Annotated in this window: 17 protein-coding genes and 4 pseudogenes; 10 read left to right on the forward strand and 11 right to left on the reverse strand. The window is 32.6% G+C overall.

The features are described 5' to 3' along the window. Positions 1-8: 8 nt before the first annotated feature. The 3 genes and pseudogenes from yidC to ACQ9BO_RS11175 all read left to right on the forward strand — a co-directional run bounded on the left by yidC (position 9) and on the right by ACQ9BO_RS11175 (position 3,412). Positions 9-1,923 (forward strand): annotated as a pseudogene (gene yidC, locus ACQ9BO_RS11165) (membrane protein insertase YidC). Between the two features lie 96 nt (positions 1,924-2,019). Next, positions 2,020-2,736, forward strand: a complete 717-nt coding sequence (locus tag ACQ9BO_RS11170) for a toxin-antitoxin system YwqK family antitoxin (RefSeq protein WP_431244764.1) — start codon at positions 2,020-2,022, stop codon at positions 2,734-2,736. Between the two features lie 118 nt (positions 2,737-2,854). Then, positions 2,855-3,412: a DUF4956 domain-containing protein gene (locus tag ACQ9BO_RS11175; protein WP_431244765.1), complete on the forward strand. Its 558-nt coding sequence runs from the start codon at positions 2,855-2,857 to the stop codon at positions 3,410-3,412. On the opposite strand, the gene ACQ9BO_RS11180 is transcribed toward ACQ9BO_RS11175, so the two are convergent. Then, positions 3,413-5,110 (reverse strand): PEP/pyruvate-binding domain-containing protein, encoded by a 1,698-nt coding sequence (locus tag ACQ9BO_RS11180; protein ID WP_431244766.1) that lies wholly within the window; start codon positions 5,108-5,110, stop codon positions 3,413-3,415. Positions 5,111-5,430: 320 nt separating this feature from the next. On the opposite strand from ACQ9BO_RS11180, the pseudogene mnmA reads away from it, so the two are divergent. From mnmA to ACQ9BO_RS11200, 4 genes and pseudogenes are all read left to right on the forward strand, one after another. Further along, positions 5,431-6,617, forward strand: a pseudogene (gene mnmA, locus ACQ9BO_RS11185) (tRNA 2-thiouridine(34) synthase MnmA). 90 nt (positions 6,618-6,707) lie between these two features. Further along, a complete protein-coding gene (locus tag ACQ9BO_RS11190; RefSeq protein WP_431244767.1) occupies positions 6,708-8,264 on the forward strand; it encodes a S8 family serine peptidase in 1,557 nt (518 codons plus the stop codon). Between the two features lie 12 nt (positions 8,265-8,276). Further along, a pseudogene (locus ACQ9BO_RS11195) lies at positions 8,277-9,222 on the forward strand (NAD(P)H-dependent flavin oxidoreductase). A gap of 20 nt (positions 9,223-9,242) precedes the next feature. Continuing rightward, positions 9,243-9,653, forward strand: coding sequence for a hypothetical protein (locus ACQ9BO_RS11200; protein ID WP_431244768.1), 411 nt, complete (start codon positions 9,243-9,245; stop codon positions 9,651-9,653). A 130-nt stretch (positions 9,654-9,783) separates the two neighbouring features. Here the strand turns inward: ACQ9BO_RS11200 and ACQ9BO_RS11205 are convergent, their stop codons facing one another. From ACQ9BO_RS11205 to ACQ9BO_RS11240, 8 genes and pseudogenes are all read right to left on the reverse strand, one after another. Continuing rightward, positions 9,784-11,514, reverse strand: coding sequence for a DUF3857 domain-containing protein (locus ACQ9BO_RS11205; RefSeq protein WP_431245106.1), 1,731 nt, complete (start codon positions 11,512-11,514; stop codon positions 9,784-9,786). A 218-nt stretch (positions 11,515-11,732) separates the two neighbouring features. After that, positions 11,733-12,833 (reverse strand): annotated as a pseudogene (locus ACQ9BO_RS11210) (transglutaminase-like domain-containing protein); the annotation flags it as partial. Positions 12,834-12,844: 11 nt separating this feature from the next. Further along, positions 12,845-13,336 (reverse strand): DUF3857 domain-containing protein, encoded by a 492-nt coding sequence (locus ACQ9BO_RS11215; protein WP_431244769.1) that lies wholly within the window; start codon positions 13,334-13,336, stop codon positions 12,845-12,847. Positions 13,337-13,351: 15 nt separating this feature from the next. Beyond that, complete coding sequence (locus ACQ9BO_RS11220; protein WP_431244770.1) at positions 13,352-13,648, reverse strand: hypothetical protein; 297 nt, start codon at positions 13,646-13,648, stop codon at positions 13,352-13,354. Positions 13,649-13,658: 10 nt separating this feature from the next. Continuing rightward, positions 13,659-14,870: a hypothetical protein gene (locus tag ACQ9BO_RS11225; protein WP_431244771.1), complete on the reverse strand. Its 1,212-nt coding sequence runs from the start codon at positions 14,868-14,870 to the stop codon at positions 13,659-13,661. Between the two features lie 32 nt (positions 14,871-14,902). Then, a complete protein-coding gene (locus tag ACQ9BO_RS11230; RefSeq protein WP_431244772.1) occupies positions 14,903-16,606 on the reverse strand; it encodes a hypothetical protein in 1,704 nt (567 codons plus the stop codon). A gap of 50 nt (positions 16,607-16,656) precedes the next feature. Beyond that, on the reverse strand, positions 16,657-16,911 hold the full coding sequence (locus ACQ9BO_RS11235) for a tetratricopeptide repeat protein (RefSeq protein ID WP_431244773.1): 255 nt from the start codon (positions 16,909-16,911) through the stop codon (positions 16,657-16,659). A 344-nt stretch (positions 16,912-17,255) separates the two neighbouring features. After that, positions 17,256-17,693 carry a DUF4268 domain-containing protein gene (locus ACQ9BO_RS11240; protein ID WP_431244774.1) on the reverse strand — a complete coding sequence of 146 codons (438 nt, stop codon included), beginning with the start codon at positions 17,691-17,693 and terminating at the stop codon, positions 17,256-17,258. 91 nt (positions 17,694-17,784) lie between these two features. Here ACQ9BO_RS11240 and ACQ9BO_RS11245 point away from each other — a divergent pair, with 91 nt between their 5' ends. Together ACQ9BO_RS11245 and ACQ9BO_RS11250 are read left to right on the forward strand one after the other, a co-directional pair. Continuing rightward, a complete protein-coding gene (locus tag ACQ9BO_RS11245) occupies positions 17,785-18,435 on the forward strand; it encodes an NUDIX hydrolase (protein ID WP_431244775.1) in 651 nt (216 codons plus the stop codon). A gap of 126 nt (positions 18,436-18,561) precedes the next feature. Continuing rightward, on the forward strand, positions 18,562-19,371 hold the full coding sequence (locus tag ACQ9BO_RS11250; protein ID WP_431244776.1) for a lysophospholipid acyltransferase family protein: 810 nt from the start codon (positions 18,562-18,564) through the stop codon (positions 19,369-19,371). Between the two features lie 243 nt (positions 19,372-19,614). On the opposite strand, the gene ACQ9BO_RS11255 is transcribed toward ACQ9BO_RS11250, so the two are convergent. Together ACQ9BO_RS11255 and ACQ9BO_RS11260 are read right to left on the reverse strand one after the other, a co-directional pair. Further along, on the reverse strand, positions 19,615-20,247 hold the full coding sequence (locus tag ACQ9BO_RS11255) for a hypothetical protein (protein ID WP_431244777.1): 633 nt from the start codon (positions 20,245-20,247) through the stop codon (positions 19,615-19,617). An 8-nt stretch (positions 20,248-20,255) separates the two neighbouring features. After that, positions 20,256-20,750, reverse strand: a complete 495-nt coding sequence (locus ACQ9BO_RS11260) for an RNA polymerase sigma factor (RefSeq protein WP_068843197.1) — start codon at positions 20,748-20,750, stop codon at positions 20,256-20,258. Between the two features lie 147 nt (positions 20,751-20,897). Here ACQ9BO_RS11260 and ACQ9BO_RS11265 point away from each other — a divergent pair, with 147 nt between their 5' ends. Further along, positions 20,898-23,654, forward strand: a complete 2,757-nt coding sequence (locus ACQ9BO_RS11265) for a carboxypeptidase-like regulatory domain-containing protein (RefSeq protein WP_431244778.1) — start codon at positions 20,898-20,900, stop codon at positions 23,652-23,654. Position 23,655: the final 1 nt, after the last annotated feature.

Genomic DNA, 23,655 nt, shown 5'->3' on the forward strand with positions numbered 1-23,655 from the left:
TTTTTTAAATTAATAATGGAAGAAAAAAATTAGACCTTAATTCGATCATTGGTTTTGTACTGATATTTGGAATTTTGCTTTGGATTATGTACCAAAATCAGCCTTCTGAAAAAGAAATTGCTCGCTGAGAAAGCCAAGAAAGAATTAGTTGCTAAACAAGAAGCCCAAGCTAAAGCTGATAAAGCTAAAACTGCGTCATTGCCAGTTGCTACAACTCCTGGTGATACTGCTCAAATTGCTCAATTGCAAAAAACTTTAGGAGGATTTGCCTATTCAGCTACACTTCCTTCTGCAAAAGAAGCTTTTACTACAATTGAAAATGAGAAGATTAAACTTAAAATTGCTAATAAAGGCGGTTATATTGTTGAGGCTACTTTAAAAGAATTTGAAAAGTTTAAAAAAGGTTCTGGTGAATTAGTTGAGTTAATTAAAAACAACAACTCAAACTTAAATTTACAACTTCTTACTACAGATAATAGAACATTAAATTCTAAAGATTTGTATTTTGAACCAACATTAGAAAAAGTTGGTGCAGACCAAGTTTTGTCTATGCGTTTAAAAGCGGGAGCAAATGAATTTCTAGAGTATAAATATATTTTGAAACCAAATGATTACTTAGTTGGTTTTGATATTCGTTCTCAAGGTTTAAACAAAGTTTTAAACTCAGCTAAACCATTAAATTTAGAATGGGATTTAAAAACATACAGAAACGAGAAAAGCATTTCGTACGAAGGTCGTTTCTCTCAAATTGATTACAAATACGAAGAATCAAAATACAGTAATGTAAATGGTCAAGGGCAAGGTAAAGAGGAAACTCCTGAAAAAGTAAGTTTTGTTGCTTTTAAACAGCACTTTTTTGCGACAATTTTGGCTACAGAAAAGCCTTTTGAAACTTCGAAACTGCAGTCAGACAATTTAGTTAAAGACGAAAAAATTGATACTGTCTACACAAAACAATTCAGAGCTAATTTACCTTTAGCATTCTCAAATGGCGAAGTTGATTATAAAATGAGCCTTTATTTTGGTCCAGTAGATTACAAAACATTAAAGTCTTACGACAAAAATTTTGACAAAATCATTCCTTTAGGATGGGGAATTTTTGGATGGATCAACAAATGGATCTTTATTCCATTATTCGGATTCTTAAGCTCTACTATAGGATTATCATTAGGAATTGCGATTATTATTTTTACGATTATTATCAAATTGGCTATGTCGCCAATTACTTATAAGTCATTTTTGTCTCAGGCTAAAATGAAAGTTTTAAGACCTGATATTGCAGAGTTGGGAGAGAAATTCAAAAAAGACCCAATGAAGAAACAACAAGAAACAATGAAACTATACAATAAAGCAGGAGTAAATCCAATGGCAGGATGTATCCCAGCCTTGATTCAACTTCCTTTTATGTATGCTTCATTTCAGTTCTTCCCAGCCGCTTTTGAGTTAAGACAAAAAAGCTTCCTTTGGGCAGACGATTTATCATCATTTGATGCTGTGGTTAAATTACCGTTTTCTATTCCGGTTTATGGAGACCATATTAGTTTGTTCCCAATCTTGGCGGCGATTGCAATTTTCTTCTACATGAAAATGACTTCGGGAGATCAACAAATGGCGGCCCCTCAACAAGAAGGAATGCCTGATATGGCTAAGATGATGAAAATCATGATTTATGTTTCGCCATTAATGATGTTGCTTTTCTTCAATAATTATGGTGCTGGATTGAGTTTATACAACTTTATTTCAAACTTAATTACAATCGGAATTATGTTTGTGATCAAGAACTATATTGTTGACAGTGAAAAAATTCATGCTCAAATTCAAGAAAACAAATTAAAAGAGCCTAAAAAGCAGAGCAAGTTTCAACAGCGTCTTCAAGAGGTAATGGAACAGCAAGAAGTCGCAAAAGCTCAAAAGAAGAAATAATTCAATAAAAAAATCTCGATTTATCGGGATTTTTTTATTTTTAAAATATACTTTATCAGAAGTATTTTTCGTTAAAGCTTAAAATTTAAATTTATTATGATTTATAAAAAAATAGTTGTTGGATTGCTTTTTTTAAATGCCCTTTTAGTTTCTGCACAAGACATTAATAAATTGGATGCTGATGGTAAAAAAGACGGAGTTTGGAAAGGAACTTACGAAACCTCAAAACGCCCACGATATGAAGGAACTTTCAGTCACGGAAAAGAAACCGGAGTTTTTAAGTTTTTTGATGATACTAAAAAAGGCGATGTAATTGCTACACGAGATTTTTCTGCAAATGACGGAAGTTCGTACACTATTTTTTATGACCAGAATAAAAATAAAGTGAGCGAAGGGAAAGAGGTAGGGAAAGCTAGAGAAGGAGAGTGGAAATATTATCACAAAGCTTCTAAAGTGGTGATGACTCTTGAAAATTATAAAAACGGAAAGTTAGAAGGCATTCGATCTATTTTTTATCCAGATGGCAAGATTGCTGAAGAAACTACCTATAAGAATGGATTAAAAGCTGGAGTTTATAAAAAATACGGTCAAAATGCAATTCTGCTAGAGCAGTCAACTTTTAAAGATAATGTTTATAATGGTGAGGCAATTTTTTATGATTCAGAAGGGCTTATGGCCTCTCAAGGAAAATTTCTAAATGGCAAAAAAGTTGGTAGATGGCAGTTTTACTTGAAAGGAAAATTGACCAAAGAAATAAACATGAGTGATCCAAAAAGTAATTATCAGGCTGACTCAAAGCCTAAAATGGAATAAGAAAACTATATAAGTTAGCGTAAAGTTTTTTGCCACGAATTCATGAATTAATTTTAGAATAAAAATTCGTGAATTCGTGGCAAACTTTTTTAAATTTGATTGACTAACATTTTGAAAAATGGATTTAAACGAATTGATTGGAAGGTTTTTATTGTTGTTTTTTTCAATTTTGGTTTTGTATTTTTTCTCTAATAGAAAAGATAACGAAACTATAAATCCATTAATGGTTATTGTGGGATTGTGTACTTTCTCGCTATGTTATTTGTTTACCAAAATTGAAATCGGTGTTGGAATTGGGTTTGGTCTTTTTGCAATTTTTTCCATTTTACGATTTCGAACGCAGTCTTTCACTGTAAATGCAATTATTTTTCTTTTTGCAACCATTACGCTTTCGATTTTAGATATCATGTATCCGTATGAAAAAATCGAAGTTCTATTGTTTTTCCAGTTGATTATTATTGGATTTTATGTTGCGGCTTCACTTATTGTAAACAAAAAAAACTCAAAATATTTAAATACTGTTGATGTTAAAATCCCGCTTTTAAATGATTTTTCTTTAGAAAACGGAAATGTTCGCAAAGCAATTCAGGAAAAAATAAACATTCACGATTTCGATTTTAAAATTGTTTTGGTAAATATCGTTTCAAACGAAATTGAACTTCAGGTTTTTTATTGATTATTCATTAAAAGGCCGAACTTGTTTGATATATAAATCTCTTTTTTCGCCCACAATCTTAAACTCAATATCTACAGGATGAAATTGGTTTTTTCGCCAATAGCGGTACATTTTAGATTCGATCGTTTTGCTGACAGTATACAATCGGTTCATTTCTTTTCTTGTCAATAATGGCTCGTTATTGTTTAAATTCGAGTTAGAGGTGTAATCAATTTCAAAATCTTCATCATCATTGCCATCATTTATGTGATAGGCGGTAAATTGTTCGCAAATTTCTCCTTTTTCAGGTTTTACAACCGAACTTTCTCCTTTTTGAACATTGACTGTAAATCCGGGAAAATTTCTTCTAAATATATTTTTTGTAATTACAACTCCATTGGCAACTTCTTCAGGAAATGAACGATGCACTAAAACGCCCATAGCAATATTTTGCTGATCGATTCCAAAAAGTTCTCTTTCATTATAAGAAGCTTCGTTCCATACACTAGCCCAGACTTGTTTGATCGCTTTTTCGAAACTTTTTATGCTGTCGCCTAAAATTCCCGTTTTAGAATCATATAATCCGGCGCCATTAAAATCATCCAAATCTTCTGCATTTGTTGATGATCTGAATCTGAAGTTTTTAAAAGATGCATTTTTAAAAGTCTCATTCAGTTTTGCAATTAATTCTGGATCAATTTTTTCTGTTTTGATTGCTTCCCGAATTTCTTTCAGTTTTTTATTTATCCAAGCAGTTGAATCCTTTTTTGGATAATTCAGCAACTCCTTTATTAAGCCAGAAATTAATGGTTTCTGAATGTGTTTGGTATAATAATAAAAAGGAATAGCATGCGCATTTTCTGGAGTTTTAAAAGGCGTTTCTTTTGAAATGGCGATTAAATAAGCCATGTTTTGTGCTTTGGAACCAATATAATTTACTCCTTTTTTTGGAATAGAGGAAAGGTCAATAATATCAGTTACAGAATTATCGATTGTTAGAATTTTCTTTTTTGAAGCATTTTTTTGAGTAATCTTTTTTGTTGTTTCTTTCAAATAAAAAGTGTCAATTTCTGTTTTGAATTCTACCTTTTTAGAAAGCAATCTTTTGATGTTGTTGTCTTTGTCAATGTTTTTATAGGCCATTATTGGAATCTTTCGGTTTTTGCCCAAAAGCACTAAATGACTTAGCGGCGTTTGAAGTTCGTTTACAATTATGCCTTTTGCGTCTGGTAATATATTTGGAGTTCCGTCGAGGATAATAATTTCATCTGGATTAGGTTTAAATTTTTCTAAATCCTTTATTTTGTATTGTTTAAGAATTCCAATTGTAGAGCCACCAGCGACTTGCTGATACGTAATTTCATTAAAAATATAATCTGATTTTACACATGGAATTTTAAATTTTCCTTCTTGGAATAAGGCTATTTTCTCAGGATCATTGAGATAAAACTTGAGGTTATTGCCAATAAAAGAACTGTTTTTTACTTGATTATAAAACCATTCGATTTGCGAAACTTTCATATGATCTGAAGCGGCAAGCTCAAAAATCCATTTCTCGGTTCCTTTAATGTGATTTAAATTTCCGAGCAGATAATCTCTATCTTTTTCACTATCACTGTAATTTTCATTATTAAAGACTTCGATATCTTTATCATAACCCAAATATTCAGTTGCAAATTGATAATGATGTGAAATAAGCTGGCTGTTGAAATAGTACATTTTTTCTTTCTTAAATCGTAAACAATTTTTACAGATTCGATATTAGAAAATTTATCAGATAGCGGTTTTCCTTTAAATGCTTTGTAAGCCTCATAATCTTTTAGAGAAGATGAATAGCGTTGAGCGCTTACAGTAGTAAGCGCGAACAGGAAAAATAAGCTGTAAATGTATTTTTTCATGTTTTTGATTTGATGATTAAATGTACTCAAAAAAGTAATAAGTTTTATCTACCGCGGGATTGCTTAAAGTAATCAAAACGTTTGTAAAATTTTCTATTATTTGGTGTACCTTTGCAACCTTGAAAAATTAAAGACTTTAAAATGAAACGTGTAGTTGTTGGACTTTCTGGTGGAGTAGATTCTAGTGTTGCGGCTTATTTATTGCAACAACAAGGATACGAAGTTATTGGCCTTTTTATGAAAAACTGGCATGATGATTCGGTTACTATTTCTAACGAATGCCCTTGGTTAGAAGATAGTAATGATGCTTTATTAGTAGCCGAAAAACTTGGAATACCGTTTCAAACTGTCGATTTGAGCGAAGAATACAAAGAGAAAATCGTTGATTATATGTTCAACGAATATGAAAAAGGAAGAACTCCAAATCCTGACGTGCTTTGTAATCGCGAAATCAAATTTGATGTTTTCATGAAAATTGCCTTAAGCCTTGGTGCTGATTATGTTGCAACAGGGCATTATTGCCAAAAAACGAAATTGAAGTTGATGGGAAACCAGTTTATCAATTAATTGCAGGTAATGATGTAAATAAAGATCAATCTTATTTTTTATGTCAATTGTCTCAAGAACAATTATCAAAAGCATTGTTTCCAATTGGCGCTTTGACCAAACCAGAAGTTCGTGAAATTGTCGCCGAAATGGAATTAGTAACGGCAGAAAAGAAAGATTCACAAGGGTTATGTTTTATTGGGAAAGTTCGTTTACCTGAATTTTTACAACAAAAATTACAGCCAAAAGAAGGCAAAATTGTTCAGATCGATAAAAATGATCCAATTTATAATGTTGAAGATATATCTGGATTATCTTTAGAAGAACAATTAAAAATAGAATCTCGAAAACTGAATTATCTTCCAACAATGGGCAAAGTGGTTGGAAAACATCAAGGAGCTCATTATTTTACAGTTGGACAAAGAAAAGGTTTGAATGTTGGTGGAACTACAGATCCATTATTTGTAATTGCTACCGATGTTGATACCAATACTATTTATACAGGTTTGTCGAGCAATCATCCAGGCTTGTTTAAAAAAGCTTTGTTTGTTGGAAATTCTGAAGTACACTGGGTTCGTACAGATTTGACTTTAAAACCAGGTGAATCGAAAGAGGTAATGGCTAGAATTCGTTATCGTCAGCCTTTGCAAAAAGCTGTTTTGTATCAATTTGAAGACGGAATGTACGTTCGTTTTGAAGAACCGCAATCGGCAATTACTGAAGGTCAGTTTGTTGCGTGGTATTTAGATAATGAATTAGTTGGTTCGGGAGTAATTTCTTAGCTTTATACTTTTTTATAAGAGATTTCTCTTTTTAAAAAAGTAAGCTATGAAGCACTATTTTTTCTTTTTTTATTACTATTCACCTCGGCGATGTTTTCGCAGGAAGATGCATGGATCTATTTTAAAGATAAACCAAGTTCGCAATCTTTTCTGGATAAACCTTCTGATATGCTGGCACAGCGATCCTTAACCCGAAGAACTGCCCAGAATATCGCATTAGATATTACCGATGTTCCTGTTGAAGAAACATATCTTTCGCAAATAAAATCAAGTACAGGAATTACGGTTTTGGCTAAATCGAAATGGCTGAATGCGCTTCATATTAGAGGAACTCAAACGAATATTTTGACACTTAAATCATTATCTTTTGTTGATAAAGTTGTTTTCACAAACAAAATTTTGAATACAGAAAAAAGAGTTAATGAAAACATTTCTGCTCGAACAAACAATAAGCTTAAAACAAATATTGATTATGCTTATGGAAATTCGGCAAGCCAAATTCAAATGCTTAACGGACAGGCTTTACACAAACAAAATTATACAGGATCTGGAAAAATTATAGCGGTTTTAGATGCGGGTTTTCCAGGTGTAAATACAGCACAGCCTTTTCAGAATCTTCAAACTAACAATAGAATTTTGGGCGGATATGATTTTGTAAATCGCAACGCCAATTTTTATACTGGTGATAATCACGGAACTTTAGTGCTTTCAACCATGGGTGGCTACAAAGAGAACTCCTTGGTTGGTACGGCACCAGATGCGTCATACTATTTGTTTATTACTGAAAACGATGCATCTGAAAATCCAATAGAGGAATCGCTTTGGGTCGAAGCGACAGAAAAAGCAGACAGTCTTGGTGTTGATATTATTACCACTTCGTTAGGTTATTTTGAGTTTGATAAAACAGGTGAAAGCCATACTTATAGCGACATGAATGGAAGTACAACTTTTATTTCTAGAGGAGCTGAAATGGCTTTTAGCAAAGGAATAATTGTATTAGCTTCGGCAGGAAATGAAGGAAGAACTCCTGAACCGCATATTGGTGCTCCCGCTGATGCAGTTTCGGTTTTAGCTGTTGGTTCTGTGACTTCGGCAAAAGTAAGGTCTGATTTTAGCTCCATTGGGCCAAGTTTTGACAATCGGATTAAGCCAGATATTATGGCTCAGGGAACCGCAACAGTAATTTCTGATGCTTCGGGAAATATCGGCACTGCAAACGGAACATCGTTTTCATGTCCGGTTATGGCGGGATTAGTGGCATGCCTTTGGCAGGCATTTCCAACAAAAACAAATAAAGAAATCAGGCAGATGATTTTGCAATCGGCAGATCGATATAATGCTCCAGATAATAATTATGGTTACGGAATTCCGAATTTTGGCGCTAATTTAGGAATTGATGATTTCGCTGTATCATCGTCTTTTTCTGTATTTCCTAATCCGGCAAAAACAATGATAACTTTTTCGTTTTCGGAAGGAAATTATGATGCTTCTGTTGCCATTTATTCGGTTTTAGGACAAAAATTAATTGAAAAACAAATTACAAATCAAAATCCATTTCTTTCTGTAGAAGCGTTAAACAGCGGTCTTTATTTTTATACTTTTGATGCCGACGGTTTGCATAAAACAGGAAAGATAATAAAACAATAACAGCATATTTGCATGAATAAAATTACGAAGCTTTTTAATATAAAATATCCAATAATTCAAGGCGGAATGATCTGGAACAGCGGTTATAAATTGGCTTCGGCGGTTAGTAATGCTGGAGGTTTAGGTCTGATTGGTGCAGGTTCAATGTACCCTGAAGTTTTGAGAGAACATATTCAGAAATGTAAAAAAGCTACTGATAAACCTTTTGGAGTCAATATTCCAATGTTGTATCCAAACATTGAAGAAATCATGAATATTGTTGTTGAAGAAGGCGTAAAAATCGTTTTTACTTCAGCAGGAAATCCTAAAACTTGGACTTCATTTTTAAAAGAAAAAGGGATTACAGTTGTACACGTAGTGAGTAGCAGTACATTTGCTTTAAAAGCTCAAGATGCAGGTGTAGATGCCGTTGTGGCCGAAGGTTTTGAAGCAGGAGGACACAACGGACGCGAAGAAACTACAACTTTGACTTTGATTCCGATGGTTAGGGAAAAAATTCAGATTCCGCTTATTGCGGCTGGTGGAATTGCCACAGGAAGAGGAATGTTGGTCGCAATGATTCTTGGTGCCGATGGTGTACAAGTAGGAAGTCGTTTTGCGAGCATCAATTGAATCTTCGGCTCACAATAATTTCAAAAAAACAATAGTTAAGGTAAAAGAAGGTGATACGCATTTGACTTTGAAAGAATTAGCTCCTGTTAGATTGGTGAAGAATAAATTTTATCAAGATGTTCAAGCGTTATATGAAAAATGCCCTTCAAAAGAAGAATTGATACAGCTTTTGGGAAGAGCAAGAGCTAAAAAAGGAATGTTTGAAGGCGATCTTGACGAAGGTGAACTTGAAATTGGACAAATTGCTGGACTAATTCATGAAATTTTGCCTGTAGAGCAAATTGTGCAACAAATGATAGCTGAATTTGAGGAAGCAAGAAATGAAAAGGCTACATTTGAATTTTAATTTTAGGTGAGAAATATTTTATGAATTTTATTCAGACTTCTATAGTAATATTGTTTTTTGTTTTTGGACTGCAAAAAGCCCAAAGTCAGTCATATCATTTTAAGACCTCAGGTTTTAGTGTTTTAGAGAAAAATGAAAGAGGGAAGTGGGGCGAATGGTCTAATCTTGATTTGGTTAATTTGAGTGTGGTTTTAGACACCAACAAACATCGAATCGTCGTGTATTCGCAAGAAATTCAGCTTTTTAATATTTTGGATTATATTGAAAGAGAAGAAAACGATACTGATATTACATATTCTTTTATGTGTAAAGACAATGATGGGAAAGAATGTAAACTCTCCATTATAACCCGTAAAAAACAAGATTTCAGAAAACAGCTTTATATCAACTACGACGATCATATTATCGTTTATAATATTTTTAGTGTTTAATAAAAAGTTACTGAGATGCTATCCCGATAGCTATCGGTACTAAGATACTAAGATTTTGAATTTTAATAAAAAAACAAAGCCGACAAATCATAAAAATTTGTCGGCTTTGTTTTTATGTGTTTCTTAAAATTTACTGTGTTACAATAACCACAATTTTATTGAAATCGGCAGTGACGTTGATTACGGCTTTGTATTGATCAAAACTTGATAGCGGATAATTTACAATATTGTAAAACTCAGTATTTTCAACAATAACTTCATTTTTGTTTTGTGAATATTTGCTGGTAAATGCGGCTTCAGTTTTTCCGTTTAAATCGGTTTTGAAGTCCATTACAAACTTATCTAAGTTTTTGATTTTTGCTCCTTCTGGCAAAACAATTTTTATTTTTCGTGTGTAATAATGCGGATAATCAATCTCTACGGGAAGAACACGTTTGTTTTCTTGATAAAATTCCATTTGCCTTCCAATAGTTTGTCCTACTGAAAACAAATAATTTTCTCCCGCTTTCTGAATCATATCTTTTCCATCAAAAGTCAGGTTCAATTTGTATGGTTTTTTGCCAATAAATTCTGTACCGTCATTTTCTGTGGTAAGCGTTTTGTATTCGCTTTGAAGCGTATAATTTTCAGAAATACTTTTCAGCATGGTTTTGTATTGGTCTGCCGAAACGAAATCTTTGATAGGCTGAAAATTCATTCCAGAATATCCTCCGTAAGTCATAATACTTGTAATTGTTGGGTTTTCAAGATCTTTTGTGAAATCGACCGTTATATCCATAAAATCGTGTGTGATTTCTGTTCCTGGTATTTCAATAAAATTAACTTCTCCAATTCCCATTGAAACACCTGCAAAAACTTTTTCTTTTATGAATAAGCCATTATTGTTTCCTAAGTAATTTGGAAATAAAGGCAAACGGTATTCGATTTCAGTTGGCGAAAGATATTTTTTGATGGCAGGAAAATAAAACAAGAAATCATTTAAGTTTTCATAGCTTTCAAAATCCTTGTCAAAAGGAACTTTGTAACGGCTAGAAGTGAAAACTAGATTTTGTTCTATTTTAAAATATTTGAAAACAGCAACATACAATTTTATAATATCAACACTGTTCGCTTGTTTTGTACTGATTACATCAGTCAGCGAAGGCTTCATGTCAGTATATTTATCGTAGATGATTGTTTTTTTGATTTTGTTTTCGATATTCCAAATCTGCTCCTGAGGATCTTTTGATTCTGGAATTGAACTACAGAAAGTTGCGATCGCTTTTTCTTGTTTTTTGTCTAAAACAGGATTAATTCTTTCATAAGTCATGGTTGCAAATTCCTTGAAATTATTCAAGTTTTTTCCTCCGTTGAATAAATTTGCATCCAATTTGTATCGGAAAAGTTTAAGTTTGACATCCCAATTTGAGTATTCTTCATCATCTTTTAAAGCAGGAATATCTTTTTCAGAAACGCTGATTACTTTTTTATTCTCCAATTTTTTGTCATCCACAATGGCTTCGCTCAAACCATTATAGGATTTGGTTTTAAAAACAAGATGCGCTGGTGTGATCAATTCAAAACTTAGATCGGCAATAGGATACTCATCTTGCATTTTGATGGTATTTCCTTTTAAATCTGGCATTTCTTGAAGGACATAAAGTTTTTCGATTACAGCGCCTTTTTCAAGTCCGTTGATCGCAAAATAGTTATATTTCATTCCTTTTTCTTGATCAACTTCTTCTTTAATGTCTTTTTTGTCCAAGCTGATGATTTTTCCATTTTTCAGAATTACGCGAACTTTAGTAACAAGTACATTTTCGTTGTCTCCAAATGGAATATAAATTTTGTTATTACGCTCGATTGCATCATCAGAGTTGATGTATTTTTTTCATGAATCAAGCGAAACTGTGTTACATTGTTTTTATCAACAGCAACTTCAATTTTTACAGTTCGATTAAGAATGAATTCTTTCTCGTTTTCATATTTTTTGGAACCTCGATTTTTACATCTTTTTCATTCCAGTCATAATTTTTGAAACTATAATCTTGCGCAAAAAAGACTGAAGTACACAGTAATGCGACAAAGGTAAAAATGGTTTTAAGGAAGTTTTTTTTCATTATTTTCAAGTAGAATTATGGTTTCGCTATAGTTAGTTTTTAGTTTTTTGATGGTTTCATTCCAAGGCTCAAAATCGGGTTTGTTGAGCAATAATTTCTTTTGCTGTAAATTGACATTCAAATAAAGCATGTTGTTTTTTACTTCATATGCAAAATGCGCTTTCAAATAATCATTGTCGATATCAAAATCTTTTGGGAGATATTTGATTTTGTAGTTTTTTGGAATTTCTAATACATATTGTGTCGAAAATTGAGTCAGATATTCAAATTCATATTGTGCAACTCTGTCTTTAGCAAGATTTGATCTGTCAAAAAACTTGTCCAAAAATAGATTCAGATAAATCTCCTTGTCCACTTTTACAATATAATTGTCGAGATCAAAATTGTAATCGATGATGTACGGCAGATTTTTATCCGATAAATTTTCTTCTTTGTAATCTTTTAAAATGAATTTGTTGTTTCCTTTTAAAACCAAAGATTTGATCATTTCCTGGCGCGCTTTATTTGATGCATCGCCAATTTGCATTAAAATATGGCTTCGGTTGTAACCAAAACGTTCCATTTTTGCATTTCCAATCAATTTGCTGTTTTCAATTTTTAAATTGACAGTTTCCTTAATCTCATTTTGATTTGCCGGAACAACGGGAACAGGGTAAATTTTGTATTGGCCATTTTCGTTGAAAAGCACTTCTTTTCCTTGAATAAAAGCTGTTGGAATACCATAGCGTGTTTCCTTGTCAGTTCCGTCTAAAAAGATATACTGATCGCCTTTTTTATAGATGGCAATCATGTGATTATCTACAGATGGAGTCGCAAGATCATTATAAGAATACGGAATACTGCGCGTTCCGATCCAAGCCAAAGTAACATCTTTCACGCCGGCATAATGCGCCATACACGAAATTATGCTCGCCATATCTTTGCAATCACCAAATTTTCGCTCAAAAACCAAACTTGCTTCACGCGGAATAAATCCTTCATAACCATTTTCAAAAGCAATATATTTGATGTTTTCTTTTACCCAGTAAAAAATACTTTTTACTTTTTCTTCATCGGTAGTTTTGTCTTTAGTAATGTCTAGTGTAAGTGCTTTTAATTCGGGATCTTCTTTTTGTTTAGGTCTTTTACAAAATCACTATAATAATTGAATAATTCTGTAATTGTGCCTAAAACCGGTGTTTTTACATTATTGATTGTATATTCTTTAATATAAAAATCAACATGCGGAATTTGGTATAAATAACCTGGAGCGCCATCTTCGTATTTGGTCGCTTTAATGTCAGATAATGTCCATCTATGAATCCATTTTCCTTTCTTTTCTGTTTTAGAGTAGATAATGGTTTTGTTTGGATCATTGAAAATTTTATAATCAATCACCACATTTTTGTCGGTTCGTACTTCTAAAGTCGAATTTTGGATTGGCATATTGTCGCCAAATATAAATTTGTGCAACAAATGCGGATCTAAAAATTGGGACTGATAATTGTACACTTTTTTGGCGCCCATTTCTAAATTCGGAAAAGTAAGTTGGCGCTCTTTTACACCATTGTAAAAAATGGAGTTTGACTGAGACTGTTTTTTCAATAGTCTGTGTTACTTTTATTTTTTCTCTTTTCCGTTTTCATTAACGACAGTATAGGCATCATAACTTTTAAGAGGAATCAAATCTGAATAAGAGAAAGATTCTTTGTTGTTGATTATTCCGTTTTGTGTCAGAATCATCGATTCATAATGACTGTCATTGATGATTTTTAAACCATTGTTTTCAATAGAAATATCATAAACTTCAGTATTATCCAAGATGATTTCGTTATGATCTGGATACAAGTCTTTTATTTCCTGAAATGATTTTTGTGCAATACCTAAAACAGAATACAGACAAAAAAAGGCACTCAAAATTAAAGGTTTATTTGATGATGTCAACCAATTCATCAGAATCATATTTTTTGGTTTGTACTAATTTCCCAGCATTATAAATTAAAGTATTTCCGTGCAATTCGTCATTTTTGAAAGAAACACTAGCCCATAATTGTCCGTCTTCTTTAAAATACTGTTGTGGTCCTTCGAAGTTGTTGTTTGAAAAATGCTCTTTTTTGTATGGTTTTCCATTTGCATAATATTCAACGCGTTCTCCATCTAGATTACCGTTGTTATAACTGCATTCGTATTCTGGTTTTCCATCAATAGAATTGATTACAAATTTGCCTTGTAATTGGCCTTTGTTTAAAGTTAATTCAATAGCTGGTTTTCCGTTTGAATAATTCGATACAATCGTTGCTGTTTGATTTTTGATTGGAGTTTTTTCGGTCAATTCGCCAGTTTTGCTTTTTGAAATAAAGTATTGCGGCATATTATTTTCAAAGCCAATAATCAATAAAGCTTCACCTTTCTGATTGTAATAAGTAGTTTCGCCTTCTCGTGAATCATTAACCATTGAATTTTCCATCATTTTCGATTTGTTATTGAAATAACGAACCGATTTTCCATTTTCAGCCCCAAAAGAATATTCTTCGACAGTTTTTAAATTTCCAACATAATCATATTGTTTAGCGGTTCCGTTTAGTTTGCCACAATAATAGTTTTGTTCGACCAAAAGTGAACCAACCGGACTGTATTTTTTATATAAATTGTGAAGTTTTCCGTTAACGTATTCTGCATCAAGTATATTGGCTTTGTATTTGTCCTGTGCAATCAGCTTTCCATTCAAGATTCCGTTTTTCATTTCGCAGTTTTTAGTGTACGCACCATTATTGAATGCTAAATTGAATTTTCCGGTTTTGTTTTTATAGTCAAAATCGTTTTCCAACTTTTCATCAGGGCCAAATGTTTTTTTGCTAGTCATGTAATTATTCACATAATGTTCGATTGCCGCAATATTTCCGTTTTGGAAATAAACAAACTTGTCATTTACAACATTATTTTCAGACATAAAACCTTCAGTGCTTACTTTTCCATTAGGATACAAAACTTGAAAAGGGCCATTTTGCTTTCCTTTTTCGTAGTTGTAAATTTGATTAAGATTAGCGGCATCATACACTTCATAACGTCCGTTTAAAGTATCATTCGCATAATTTGATATGGTTGAAATTTCGCCACCTTGATTATAACTAGTGCTCAAACCACTATTTTTTCCATTGACATAAAATTCTTTCAAGCGAGGCAATCCAGAAGAAAACAAGTAGTTCCATTCGCCTGTTTTTTTCCTTTTTCAAAATCTCCTTTAATTCGTAATGTTCCATCAAAGTTTTTCATTTCAAAACCTTTTTTGGCAACGCTTACCTCAGTTCCCTTAGGAGCATCTGCAGTATATTGAATACCTGTTTTTAATTCGCCGGCTTTGTATTTTTCTTCAAAATATTTGTTTCCGGCAGTATCAAAGCGACTATAATTTTCTAAAACACCCTTAGGCGCATATAAACTTTCAGCTGATTTTTTGCCGTTTTCATAATAATCAGTTGATTTCGAAACATTGCCGAGTGCGCAAATGTTTTCTCTTTCTAAAGTTTTGTTTGCATAATACGTTTTATAGCTTCCTTCAATAAAACCGTTTTTATATACCGCTTCCGATTTTAATGTTTTGCCATCAAAATATTCGGTATAATTTCCTTCAATTTTATCATCCTTGCAATTGTATGTTTCAGTCAAATCTCCAGCTTCATTGTATGTATTGTATTTGCCACTTAATTTTCCGTTAGCAAAATCAATTTCATTTTTCTTAGTTCCATTTTCGTGCAAGCAGATTAAAGTACCATTTCGTTCTCCGTTTGTAAAGTTTATTTCGCAGTTTTTACCCCCATTTGGATAATACGAAGTGCTAATTCCGTCTAGTTTGTCATCTTTGTAAGTTTCAAACAATGCAATGTTTCCATTTTCATAATAAGTCGTTCTTTCTCCGTTTAATTTTCCGGCTGTAAAAGATTTTTCTTCGGTAATACGACCTTTTTCATCATAATATTTTTGATGCCCGTCTAATTCTCCGTTTTTAAAACTAAGCTCACCGTTTACATTTCCAAATGCATTTAAATATTTGCATTTCCCATTAAATTCGCCATTAACTTGCGGACCAATAATAAATGGTCTTTCGTTTCTGATGCTGACTACAACTTCTTCGTTTTTGCCAAAAAGATCTAAATTTCTTTTGCCAAAAACACTCCAAAAACCTTTTTGCACATAGTCGTCATTAAATGACATTAATTTCTTCTTTTGTTTATTTAATTCTTTCCCGATTTTATCTTCAAGAGAAAGCAAACTGTAGTAAGAGTAATTTTCCAGCTGATTTTTTTCGACCATGTCTTTTACCCACGGAATGTATGTGGTTTCAAAAAAACCGTCACCCATTTTATGTTCCAGAGTATATTCGGCAACTGCTTGTACTTGACGCGTTATCTTGTCATCAATGCTTGATTTTACTTTATATACCTTTTTTAATGGCAATTGATTCCTCAAAATAGTTTCGATTTCTTCAAAATTATCTCCAGATTTTGAAAAAACGAGCTTGTTTTCTGCTAGGTAATTTTGTCCAAAATTTTCATTCAATTGCAGTACAGCTTTACTTGCAAATTGTCCAGTAGGAGCAATGGCAAGGTAGCTCATCAAAGCTAGAGTTCCTTCGGTAATTTTGCCATTTTCAAATGCCATAATTCCCAATAAATAATGGGCTGAAGCGTAATTAGGATCATTTGTAACAATACGTTTTAGTATATCTAGTGCTTTTTGTGTTTCCTGTTTACGAATATATAGGATTGCAAAATTGTATTGAAAGGTTGAAAAATTTCCAATGTATTTTTCGCCTTCTTTAAAGATTTTTTCTGATAATTCGTATTCTTTTTCGTTGCTTAAAAAGATGGCGTACATTTTATACAGTTCCGGAAAATCCTGCATTTTTCCTTTTGCATATAAATCTTCTAAAAAAGCTTTGAGTTCGCTCTTTTTTCCTGCGCATTAAGGACTAAGCCAATCTCATATTGTGCGTTTAAGTATCGGGGGTCAATTTTACTGATTTTTTGATATTCTTTTAAGGCTTCATCATATTTTTTGTCATCATATAATTTTTCGCCTTTTTTGATTATGGAGTCATTGTTGTAAACAAAAGCATAATCAGTTTGTGCATAGTTTTTTGAAAATGAAACTAATAAAAACAGCAGTAAAATTTTTTTCATTATGGTTTTTGGTTTTTTCAAATATAGAGATTTTGTTCAAATCTGCATCTATTATAGGTATTTCTTTATTAATTATTTTTAAAAATCTTAAAGATCAGACAAATCTGTTGTAATGTCTTGATTTTGTCGCTGATTGAATAATAAGTCCAAAGTCGAAAGTCCAAAGTCGAAAGTGAAATGCAAAATGTAAAATGCAAAAGTGAAAAGTAAAAGTGAAATGTAAAAGTGAAATGTAAAAAGTAAACCCGACAGTCCCGAAGCTTCGGGATAAAACCTGTCGGGTTTGAATATTCGTTTTAGAACCTTAGAATCTCAGCATCTTAGCATCTTAGAGTCTTAGAAACTTACGATTCAATATCTTTTATAAATTCATCATATTCTAGATAAAACATTTCCAGAGCGTGCATGTTTTCATTGAAAAAATCAAAAATAGCATCCCAATTATTGCGGTTGCTGAAACCAATTCCTTGTTTTTCAACCCAGATTCGGCTGATGGTTTTGCCACTTTCGAGTGTATAATTTTTTTCGAAAACTAAATCCTTAATAAACTCTTCTTCTAGAATGCTTTTTAACGCTTCAAGTTTTTCGAAATAAGCCATTCGTTTTTCTTCGCTTCGGTGTTCAATATCGATTAAAACATGAGCTTTTTTATTATCCACATAAAACTTAAAAGAGAAATCTTTGATTTTTGTATCATAAAGAACCCATTTTCTCGGATATTTTTCTGCAAAAGCTACCCAGAATTCTCTTTTCATTCGCTGTGATTCTTCTTTACTGTACATTATTTATGGCTTTATCTTAGAAAATTTGTAGAACCGCATTTTCTAGAGTATATTTATATTTTATTTGAAAGTACAAAAATAAACTTTGAATATGGATTTTCAAGATTTTTTGCAATATGTTCCTAATTTAATTCCTGTTGAACTGCCAGCGACAACTTCGCACATAAAAATGGCGCCAAAAGAACGCATGCAGGAACTTAAAAACCTTGATTTAAGTACAAAAAATCCGAGAATTGCCGCTGTTATGATGCTGTTTTATCCAAAAAATGGAAAAACACATCTCGTTTTGATTGTTCGAAATGCATATAATGGAGTTCATTCTTCGCAAATTGCATTTCCTGGAGGAAAATATGAACTTTCAGATTTTGATTTTAAAGACACTGCACTCAGAGAAACCAATGAAGAAATTGGCATACTTCCTGAAAAAATTGAAGTAGTTAAGCATTTTACGCCAATGTATATTCCGCCGAGCAATTTTTTGGTTCATCCATTTATGGGAATCGCAAAAGAAGAACTCTCATTTTATCCTGATATCCGAGAAGTAGCCGATATTATCGAGTTGCCTTTGTCTGTTTTTTTGAATGACGAAATTATTACCGAAGCCACATTATCAACTTCTTATGCAGTCAACATTCCCGTTCCTGCTTTTAGCATCCAAAATCATATTGTTTGGGGAGCAACGGCAATGATATTAAGTGAATTACGCGACGTGCTAAAAACAGTTTTGGGTGAAAAATCGTAAAAATGAAAAATTAACAATTTGATATTCATTATTTTAACGATTTATTTCCGAAATTGCTATACAGTATTGCTGAAAGAATAATTTTTGTATGTTTGCGGACTAACAAAAAAAATACAATAAACAGCTATGGGATTGTTTAAACGAAATCCTTTTGGACATATTTTATTCATCAAGAAATGGTTAATCCGTGTCTTGGGAGCCATGACGCACCGAAGATACAGAGGTTTTAATGAATTGCAGATTGAAGGATCTGAAATCATCAAAACATTGCCTGATACTAATGTGCTGTTTATTTCGAATCACCAAACTTATTTTGCTGATGTTGTGGCAATGTTTCATGTCTTTAACGCAAGTTTAAGCGGACGTCAAGATACTATTAAGAACATTGGTTATTTGTGGCAACCAAAAATGAATATTTATTATGTTGCCGCAAAAGAAACCATGCATGCGGGTTTATTGCCAAGAATTTTAGCTTATGTTGGTGCAATCACGGTTGAGCGAACTTGGCGTGCAAAAGGAGTTGATGTTACTGAAAAAAGAGACGTTAACCCAAATGACACTGAGAACATTAAAATTGCTCTGAACGATGGTTGGGTAATTACTTTTCCGCAAGGAACTACTAAGTCTTTTAAGCCGGTTCGTAAAGGAACGGCACATATTATAAAGCAACATAAACCTATAGTAATTCCTATTGTTATTGACGGTTTCCGCAGATCATTTGACAAAAAAGGTTTAAGAATGAAGAAAAAAGGAATTCTGCAGTCTTTCATTATCAAAGAACCTCTTGATATTGATTATGAAAACGACACAATCGAAGAAATTGTAGAAAAAGTAGAATACGCAATCGAGCAACATCCATCTTTCTTAAAAGTTATTCCAGCTGAAGAAATCAAAGCACAGGAAGAACTTAACAGGTTAAGACAATGGGAATACTAGGGATTTTAGATTTCTGATTTTAGATTTTAGATTGTTTCAAGTTTCAAGTTTCAAGTTTCACGTTTTACTTTGTCAGGCTGAGCGAAGTCGAAGCCTACTTCTTGCTGAGCTTAACTTTGTACCCTTCGACTTCGCTCAGGGTGACAGTTACTTGAGTTTATTTTTTTACAAAGCGATTTTCAGCTTCAAATGAAAACCTTTGAGCCTTTGTCACTTTGGGCCTTTGCAACTTTGCATCTTAGATTAGAAATCAATCTTCTTCAACTCCTTATAATTTGCGTATAATCGGCGTAATAAAGTTCCGTAAACTAATCGGTAAATGCACCAAAACATACCGAACAATCCTAATATGATCAGAACCAAAATTCCCACAGTAAAGAATAAGGCTTTTCCGTTTTCGGCTAATTTTTCTCTTAAAAACGCCATGTCAGGATTGTAAACAAAAGCGATGAAGTAACTAATTATCGTAATAATAACAAGCATTCCAAGGTTATACCATACATAATACTGAACTGTTTTTCGAGTCTTTAATATGGCGCTCATTAAATTTTTTGTGGCAACAGTAGCTGAAATTGTTTTGTAGTTTTTGTAAAAAATAATAACAAAAATCAAAACCACTACATAATTGAAATAGGTTATAATATCTAGTGCTAGCACAATTTCAGGATGATTCATTTTATTTAATAAATCATCGGTATTGATAAATAAATTGGAAAAAGTCCAAAACGAAATTTCCAAAATGCTTATGATCAAAATCAACTTTACAATTGACGATGATTTTTTATGAATCATTTTGTAGATTTCTTTTTCAGAAATTTGCTCAAAAGAATCCGAGTTCTTTTTCCAGTCTTTTTTTAATAAATCCAGTTCTTTCATAATAATTTTTAAGGATTTAGTATCTTTTTAAGTTTCCCTTTAATTCGGTTCATTTTCACGCGCGCATTCACTTCGCTGATCCCTAGAGTTTCAGCTATTTCTTGATAATCTTTGTCTTCTAAATACATAAAAACTAATGCTTTCTCAATGTCGTTGAGCTGGTAAACAGCTTTGTACATCAATTTAATCTGCTCTTCCTCTTCATAATTGTAATCGACATCTTTCACAAAATGCTGATGACTTTCATATTCTACTGTCGATACGGTTCGTTTGGTTTTTCGGTATAAGGTAATTGCAGTATTTAAAGCAACACGATAAGTCCAGGTCGAAAATTTACTGTCGCCTCTAAATTTAGGATATGCTTTCCAGAGCTGAATGGTAATTTCCTGAAACAAGTCTTTGTGAGCATCTTCGCCGGCAGTATATAATCTACAAATCTTGTGGATTATATTCTGATTTGCCTGCAATTGCGCAACAAATGATTGTTCTAGGTTTTCGCTCATATAGGTATTAGTAGTCGTGAAATGATTTTTGTTACAGGTGAAGATAAAAAAATTAACATAAAATTAAATTTTTGCTGTATTCTTGCTTTTTTTATTTTGTTCCCAACCTTTTAGCAAGAATTGAGCTCTATAGTATAAAACAGCAGTATGAATAAACTATTACTTTTTCTTTTTATATCTTCTATCAGTTTTTCCCAGTCCATTTATAAAGGCAATGTTAGCTCTGACGGACAACCTGTTCCTGGCGCTTATGTGTGCGTTGTGAATACTAAAAACTGCGTTTCAACAGATTTTGATGGAAATTATTCGATCGAAGTTCGAGAGGGAGATGAACTGTCGATTTCTTATCTTGGGATGAAAACAAAAATATTCAGAATTTCCACTCGGACTTTTTTGGAAAATGATGAAAGAGTAACACCAATTGAAAGCAACGATTATCTTGAAAAGCTCGAAAAAACAGTAGATTCTCTGCAATCCTCAAAACCTTCTGGATATTTTGAATTTGATTTGAATAGAGATGTAGATCGTTCTGATATATTGAATATTACCAGAAAAGAGCATGGTTTTTATAATTTGAAATATAAAAATCAATATAACAGAATAGCATTTGAAGTGGCACAAGAACTTTTGGTTTCGACGCCATTTCGTTTGCCTAAATACCAAAATGAATATGCACAAGGCCGAAGCCAAAACGGAACATTAATTTATCAAGCGCCACAAACCAATGAAATTTTTAGTTGGGGACCAAATGTAAGTACATTGCAATATTCTCAAAATGCTTCAGAATATTATCCGCAAGGAGATATTGAAAACAGATCTTCTGCTGGAGCAAGTCAGTTGGAGCTATATAATCCGAATCATTTTTTTCAGAATGCCATAGAAAGCAAAACAGCTTTGAATGCACAAATCATTGGCCCAAAACAAAATATGCTTCACATAAGATTTGCCTATAAAACAGGAAATATTGCGATTCCAGATACTCGAAATAATGAAATTACGACCTCTTTAAAATATTTCAGAAAGGTTTCAGACAAAAGCACTATAGAAACGCTTTTGACTTATAATGATTTTACAAATAATTTGTCAAATTCTAATTTCGGCATCAATAAAATTATTTTTGCCAATGCCGTAACGCCAATTCATTTTGATACTGGTTTGGCTTCTGTTTTGTCTAATGGGCAACAAAGAAGTTTTTCAGCTTTTGAGAATAATCCGTATTATTTGCTTGAAAATAATCTGGACGAGAATAAAAGCAAAACGCTTTCATTTAATTTCAATCATACTTATAAAGGTTGGCACAACGAAAATAAGATTACTGCAAGTTTTCAATCTTCAGAGATTACAAATACAAACGGACAAGCTTTTTACAGTGCAGGAATTATTGCGCCAAATTTTAATGAACGAACTGAGAAATTCAAAACGGCATCGGCTTCGGATGTTTGTAAACATACCAACGGTGATTTAGTCATAGAATCTAAAATCGATTTTAGATTTTCTGACAGAGAATTGAATCGCGATTATTTCAGCGGATTTACATCGTCAGCAGATTTTCCTAAAAACAGCCAAATCAAAAATAATCTGAATGTGGCTCAAGACAGATTTGAGGTTTTCTATAATGTAAATGGCGCTTATGTCTTGACTAATATAATTGGTTATGCCGATTTATTTTTAAAAGCAAAATCAGATTTGAACTATTCTTCAACAGTTCAAAATCATTTGATGACGAATTATTTTGGATCGGCCGAATTAAGAAATCTTTTTGACAGTAATTTAAGTTTTACACTCGATCATGGTTATAATGAAACTGAGCCTTCATTGCAGAATAATAATTTGAATTTTAATTCGTCGCGCTATCAAATAAATCAATTTAAAGAACTTGAAAATGGTTTGGAGTTAATTACATCACGCGGTGCGGTACCAACAAAAGAGCAAATTACCAATCTAAAACTGAGTTGCAATTTCAGGTATTTGAATTTGAATCTGGTTTACTATCATAAAAAAGTCGATAATTTATATACACCAATTTTTAATTCGAATACCGTAAGCTGGTCGCCAGATGTAAATTATAAACAAAACGGAATTGAATTTGACATTCAAAAGCCACGTTTTTATAATCGTAATGTTAATTACAACTTCAATTTAAATTTCACCTATTATAAAAATGAAGTAACAAGTTTGAACAACAATCAAGCGCGAATTCCATTTGCTGGTTTTGCTGACGTTAATAAAAATTACATTGTTGGCCAGCCACTCGGCGTAATTGTTGGAAACGGCTATTTGAGAGACAGCAAAAACAATATTATTATTGACGATTCTGGTTTTCCCATAAAAGATTCGAATCCTAAAATTTTAGGAAATCCAAATCCAGATTTTGTTGTTGGGTTTTATAACTGTTTTACATATAAAGATTTAAAACTCAGTTTGACTTTTGAATGGAGCCAAGGAGGCGAAATTTGGAACGGAACACAACAAACGCTTAATTATTATGGAAAATCTGCGGTAACAGGATCACAACGCAACACGACCAATTATATATTTGATGGCGTGACGCAGGCAGGTTTGCCAAACACAAAAGCGGTTTCTTTTTATGATGTAAACCTTCCTGTCGAACAGAATCGCTGGGCACGCTACGGAATTGATGGAGTTGCCGAAGATGCAATCGAAGACGCCACATACTTTCGATTAAGTTCGATTACATTATCGTATTCAAAAATGACAAATTGGACTCGGAACAACCTCAATTATTCTGTTGCCATTTTTATGAATAATGCCTTCATTATGGCAAAAAGCAAGTCGGCTTTTAGTAATAATTCGATGTTTAATTCCATTGATACAACCGGATTAGATTATTTCAATTCGCCAATGATGCAAAGCTTTGGGTCATCTTTAACCATTAAATTTTAGT

Source organism: Flavobacterium sp. P21 (assembly GCF_050632225.1).
Taxonomy (GTDB): Bacteria; Bacteroidota; Bacteroidia; order Flavobacteriales; family Flavobacteriaceae; genus Flavobacterium.

Bases quoted from the DNA above. Each gene is read 5' to 3' on its own strand.
- ACQ9BO_RS11170 (WP_431244764.1), top strand. From the start codon at position 2,020: ATGATTTATAAAAAAATAGTTGTTGGATTGCTTTTTTTAAATGCCCTT.
- ACQ9BO_RS11175 (WP_431244765.1), top strand. From the start codon at position 2,855: ATGGATTTAAACGAATTGATTGGAAGGTTTTTATTGTTGTTTTTTTCA.
- ACQ9BO_RS11180 (WP_431244766.1), bottom strand. From the start codon at position 5,110: ATGTACTATTTCAACAGCCAGCTTATTTCACATCATTATCAATTTGCA.
- ACQ9BO_RS11190 (WP_431244767.1), top strand. From the start codon at position 6,708: ATGTTTTCGCAGGAAGATGCATGGATCTATTTTAAAGATAAACCAAGT.
- ACQ9BO_RS11200 (WP_431244768.1), top strand. From the start codon at position 9,243: ATGAATTTTATTCAGACTTCTATAGTAATATTGTTTTTTGTTTTTGGA.
- ACQ9BO_RS11230 (WP_431244772.1), bottom strand. From the start codon at position 16,606: ATGTACGCCATCTTTTTAAGCAACGAAAAAGAATACGAATTATCAGAA.
- ACQ9BO_RS11235 (WP_431244773.1), bottom strand. From the start codon at position 16,911: ATGAAAAAAATTTTACTGCTGTTTTTATTAGTTTCATTTTCAAAAAAC.
- ACQ9BO_RS11240 (WP_431244774.1), bottom strand. From the start codon at position 17,693: ATGTACAGTAAAGAAGAATCACAGCGAATGAAAAGAGAATTCTGGGTA.
- ACQ9BO_RS11245 (WP_431244775.1), top strand. From the start codon at position 17,785: ATGGATTTTCAAGATTTTTTGCAATATGTTCCTAATTTAATTCCTGTT.
- ACQ9BO_RS11250 (WP_431244776.1), top strand. From the start codon at position 18,562: ATGGGATTGTTTAAACGAAATCCTTTTGGACATATTTTATTCATCAAG.
- ACQ9BO_RS11255 (WP_431244777.1), bottom strand. From the start codon at position 20,247: ATGAAAGAACTGGATTTATTAAAAAAAGACTGGAAAAAGAACTCGGAT.
- ACQ9BO_RS11260 (WP_068843197.1), bottom strand. From the start codon at position 20,750: ATGAGCGAAAACCTAGAACAATCATTTGTTGCGCAATTGCAGGCAAAT.
- ACQ9BO_RS11265 (WP_431244778.1), top strand. From the start codon at position 20,898: ATGAATAAACTATTACTTTTTCTTTTTATATCTTCTATCAGTTTTTCC.